The sequence below is a fragment of the Deltaproteobacteria bacterium genome, assembly GCA_012522415.1.
In the GTDB taxonomy this organism is placed as follows: domain Bacteria; phylum Desulfobacterota; class Syntrophia; order Syntrophales; family JAAYKM01; genus JAAYKM01.
Genome location: JAAYKM010000096.1, coordinates 1 through 4,497, shown reverse-complemented (window position 1 = coordinate 4,497; position 4,497 = coordinate 1). Strand labels below are relative to the sequence as shown.

Annotated in this window: 5 protein-coding genes; all 5 read right to left on the bottom strand. The window is 51.3% G+C overall.

The features are described from left to right. Positions 1 to 90: cold-shock protein (locus GX147_08375; GenBank protein NLN60700.1), on the bottom strand; the 90-nt coding region annotated here is incomplete at its 3' end. Positions 91 to 294: 204 nt separating this feature from the next. Next, on the bottom strand, positions 295 to 912 hold the full coding sequence (locus GX147_08370; GenBank protein NLN60699.1) for a hypothetical protein: 618 nt from the start codon (positions 910 to 912) through the stop codon (positions 295 to 297). Positions 913 to 928: 16 nt separating this feature from the next. After that, entirely contained in the window at positions 929 to 1,909 is a 981-nt protein-coding gene (locus GX147_08365) for an ATP-binding cassette domain-containing protein (GenBank protein ID NLN60698.1), read from the bottom strand. Continuing rightward, positions 1,906 to 2,889, bottom strand: a complete 984-nt coding sequence (locus GX147_08360; GenBank protein NLN60697.1) for an ABC transporter ATP-binding protein — start codon at positions 2,887 to 2,889, stop codon at positions 1,906 to 1,908. The genes GX147_08365 and GX147_08360 overlap by 4 nt, the downstream gene beginning before the upstream one ends. Beyond that, positions 2,882 to 4,396, bottom strand: coding sequence for a leucyl aminopeptidase (locus GX147_08355; GenBank protein ID NLN60696.1), 1,515 nt, complete (start codon positions 4,394 to 4,396; stop codon positions 2,882 to 2,884). Before GX147_08355 ends, GX147_08360 begins: the two co-directional genes overlap by 8 nt. Between the last annotated feature and the right edge of the window lie 101 nt (positions 4,397 to 4,497).

The following is a 4,497-nucleotide window of genomic DNA, read 5'->3' as shown; positions in this document are numbered from 1 at the left end:
GTAGTGGACGAACACATCTCCCCCCTCATCGCTCTCGATAAAACCGAACCCCTTCTTCTCATTGAACCATTTTACCTTTCCTTCTGCCAAGACTCTTGTCCCCCTTTCTTTAAAACATTCCTCTTAAAAATAAAAAAACCACACCAACTCACACCGATTTCGAGATGGCCGTGGTCCCCAAATGCACGACAATAGTCTTCAATTCCAAACTGATAATCAAGAATAAGTCCCAGCTTAACTAGTTCTTTGGTCTTATCCCTTAGCACCATCGAAAGGAGTTTGCAATGTTTTTTATCAGAATACGGAATCCAAGACGTATTTTTGCACATTTTCGATCAAATCATTCTCTTTCCCGGCAAAAAAATGATCCGTTTGAAAGATTAAAACAGGTTTTGCCTCTATCTTTTGCGAAAAGGGAAGAATGTCTTCGGACCGACAGAAAGGATCCTTATCACCGAAGACTATCAGGTCAATTTTTCCGAGCAGCGCCTCAGATGAAAAAGGATAGACACTCACCGGCGGAGCGACCAGCACAACCGGCCCCGTCGGCAAGTTGTTTTGTAGATAACCGGCGGTCACCCATGCGCCAAAGGAATAGCCTGACAGGGCGATGTTCGTTGCCCCTCGCCCGTTCATACAAGCAATGGCGCCGGCCAAATCTTCCTTTTCGCCTTCGCCTTTATCGTGGACACCTGTGCTGCGACCAACGCCCCGGAAATTGAAGCGCAGTGTCGAATATCCCTTTCGAAAAAAGGCAAAACCGAGGCTTTCGACGACATTATTATGCATGGAGCCGCCCATGAGCGGATTGGGGTGAGAGATGACCACACCGCAATCGCTTCCCGCATCGGCGTAAAGGCCCTCCAGCTTCAGGTCCCCGCTGTTGAAATAAATGCGTTCCTCCTGTAACACGACTCCCCTTCCTTTCTTAATTGCACCCAAGGTGGCAGGCCACCTCATGCCCCTGTTCCACCGAAACCAGATGAGGTTCCTCCAGAAGGCATCTTGCATCAGCATTCGGACAACGCGGATAGAATCGGCACATGCCGGGCCGCGGCACGACGTTCTTTTTCTCCTCTCCCATGATAGTTTTCTCCCAGCCCTTGCCATGGGGTTCCAGAACCGCAGACAGGAGCAAGCGTGTGTAAGGGTGTCGGGGTGACCGGAAAATGTCCTCGTTAAACCCCGTCTCGACAATTCGCCCCAGATACATGACGGCCACCCGGTCGCTCATGTGCCGGACGACACCCAAATTGTGACTGATAAAAAGATAAGTCAGTCGGAGGTCATCCTGCAGATCCTTCAAGAGATTCAGAATCTGGGCCTGAACCGATACATCGAGCGCGGAGACCGGCTCGTCGGCAACGATCAGGGTCGGCTGAACTGAAATCGCCCGGGCAATACCGATCCGCTGTCTTTGCCCACCGCTGAATTCATGCGGATAACGGCTGTGATGCTCCGGTCCCAGACCGACAATTTTCAACATCCCCTCGATGTGTCGGTCAATATCTTGTTTCGACAGGCGTCTTTTCCGTATATGAAAAGGTTCACCGACGGTTTGCCCTGCGGTTCTTCGGGGATTCAGCGACGCGTAAGGATCCTGAAAAATGATCTGGACCTTGCTCCGAAATTCCCGCCATTCCTCTTTGGAATGACTATGGATATTTTTGCCTGCGAAACTTATTTCTCCCGCTGTCGGCTTTTCTAGGCCCATGATAAGCCTGGCCAGGGTGGATTTCCCACATCCGCTTTCACCGACAAGTCCGAGCGTTTCACCGGCTCTTATTTCCAGGGATACGTCATCTACAGCTTTGATCTGAATGACTTTCTTCCAGAACTGCCCGCCGGATTGGTAAAAATATTTCTTCAGTCCCCTTGTTTCAACGAGGAGACTCCTATCCCGATTCATGTCCATTTCCAGCATCGGACAAAATGATCCGGTCTCTTACCGATCCATTCCGGTTCCTCTTCGCGACATATGGGCATCACATAACCGCAACGGTCCTGAAACGCACATCCCGTGATCCGGTCGGCAATGTCCGGCACATGGCCGGGAATCATACGAAGACGTTTTTTCGGGTCCCACTGGCCCGTAACCGTCGGTATGGCCTCAATCAGACCCAGGGAATACGGATGCAGGGGGGCTGAAAAAAAATGGTCCACAGGGGCCTGCTCCACGATTTTCCCGGCGTACATGATCGCCACGGTCTGGGCAAAGTGGGCGATGATACCCAGATCATGGGTAATGAACAGAATAGACGTATTGATTTTCGCCTTCAGGTCATTCATAAGCTCCAGGATTTGCGCCTGCACCGTCACGTCAAGGGCAGTGGTCGGCTCATCAGCAATCATCAAACGGGGCTTGCAGGACAGGGCCATGGCAATCATGATACGCTGGCGCATCCCCCCGCTCATCTGGTGGGGGTAATCGCGGACCCGTTTCCCCGGTGCGTCGATGCCAACCATGCGGAGCATTTCGACAGCGTACGCCAAAGCTTCCCTGTGCGACATGCTCTCATGAAGCCGGACTATTTCGGCAATCTGCTCACCAACCCTGATAACCGGGTTCAATGAGGTCATCGGTTCCTGAAAAATCATCGAGATTTTTTTACCGCGTATATCTTGGATTTCTGTTCGGTTGAGCTGAAGCAAATCGATACCGTCGAGCAAAATCCGTCCGGAAAGGATCTCGCCTGGAGGAATCGGAACCAAGCGCATCACGGAGAGAGCCAAGACGGTCTTGCCACATCCCGATTCGCCGACGACACCCAATGTCCTGCCTTCCGCAATATTCAGGCTAACCCCGTCTACAGCCCGCACATCCCCCCTGTCTGTATGAAAAACTGTTTTCAGATCCTGAATATCCAAAACAGTACTGACATCACTCATCGCCGATGGCACTCCAGTTTTTCAGCATTTGAACGAGAAGACGCACACCAACTCCGGAGGCTCCCTTCGGGGTATACGGATGATCTTTGTTGAGCCAGCTCGGGCCGGCGATATCGAGATGAACCCAGGGGTACCCGGTGATGAATTTGCTCAGAAAAGCCCCGGCGGTCATGGCACCTCCCGGTCTGCCGCCTACATTTTTCAAATCCGCAATATCACTTTTAATGGCTTCATAGGAATCTTCCCACAGGGGAAGTTCCCATATTTTTTCACCGGTAAGTTCCGATGCATGCATCAATTTTTCCTTTAATTCTCGGGCCGTTCCCATCATACCCATTACATTCTCACCCAAGGCAATGATGCAGGCACCCGTCAGGGTAGCCAAATCGATGACTGCTGCCGGTTTATATCTTTTGGCGTATGTCAGGGAATCGGCGAGAATCAGGCGGCCTTCCGCGTCAGTGGAGATCACTTCCACCGTCAGGCCGGAAAGGGTTTTCAACACATCACCGGGCTTGTATGCAAGACCACCGGGCATGTTTTCCGTCGCCGGGATCAAGCCGATTATTCTCAAAGGCAGTTTCAGATCCGCCGCAGCCATGACGACTCCCATGACCGCTGCTCCACCAGCCATGTCCGTCTTCATTCCCTCCATGTTCTCAGAGGGCTTGATAGAAATTCCGCCGCTGTCAAAGGTCAAGCCCTTGCCGACCAGCACAATCGGTGCCCCTTTACTCTCCGAACCCTGGTAATCCATGATGATGAACTGCCCCTCTTCACGGCTTCCTTTCGCCACACCGAGGAGAGCATGCATGCCCGTCTTTTTTATTTCTTTTTCATCAAGAACGTTCACTTTAATACTTTGACGTTTTTCTCCGATTTTCAAGGCTTCACGAGCCATCGCTTTCGGAGTCATCTCATTTGATGGCATGGAAACCAGATCGCGGACAAAGATAACGGCATCGCCGAGTCGTTCCGCTTCCCGTGCCGCCTGTACAGCTTTCTTCAGATCTTCTTCTTTTTCAATCCATGCCGTTAATTCCACGGTGTGGCGGATATTTTCACCCTCTTCCGTCTTGAAATGCGTAAACCGGTACAGTCCCAGCCTCATGCTTTCCACAGCCATACTGATAATCCATTCTGTTGGAAAATCCAGACCCATCATAGACGGCGCGATGTCCATGGAATGCCATTTCATTTCCCTTACCTTCCGGGCGGACAGGGCAAACGCCTCACGGATTTTCTCAGGATTGGCTTCGCTTTTCTTGCCCAGCCCAACAAAAATGAGCCTCCTGACTCTGCGCGTATCAGGCAGGAACACCAGTTGCACTTCCTTTGCCTTCCCCTTGATGTCACCGGCGTCGATCATCTGACGGAGCAGATTTCTCGAGACTTCATCGAAAGCGGCCATATAGCGCGTCGGTATTAATACATCTTCGTAGGAAAAAAGAATGGTCGCATCCGCGTTGGATGCCTCAATGTTTCCCTGTTTGACTGTGACCTTCATTTGGAACATCCAGACGGTTTTTCGTGCAGCTTTAGTAAGACGATCTACAAATCAATTGATCCCGGACCGGGCAATACGGGTTCTCCAAGACAGCCCCAACC

Coding starts and splice junctions, on each gene's coding strand:
- GX147_08365 (NLN60698.1), bottom strand. CDS start 1,909: ATGAATCGGGATAGGAGTCTCCTCGTTGAAACAAGGGGACTGAAGAAA.
- GX147_08360 (NLN60697.1), bottom strand. CDS start 2,889: ATGAGTGATGTCAGTACTGTTTTGGATATTCAGGATCTGAAAACAGTT.
- GX147_08355 (NLN60696.1), bottom strand. CDS start 4,396: ATGAAGGTCACAGTCAAACAGGGAAACATTGAGGCATCCAACGCGGAT.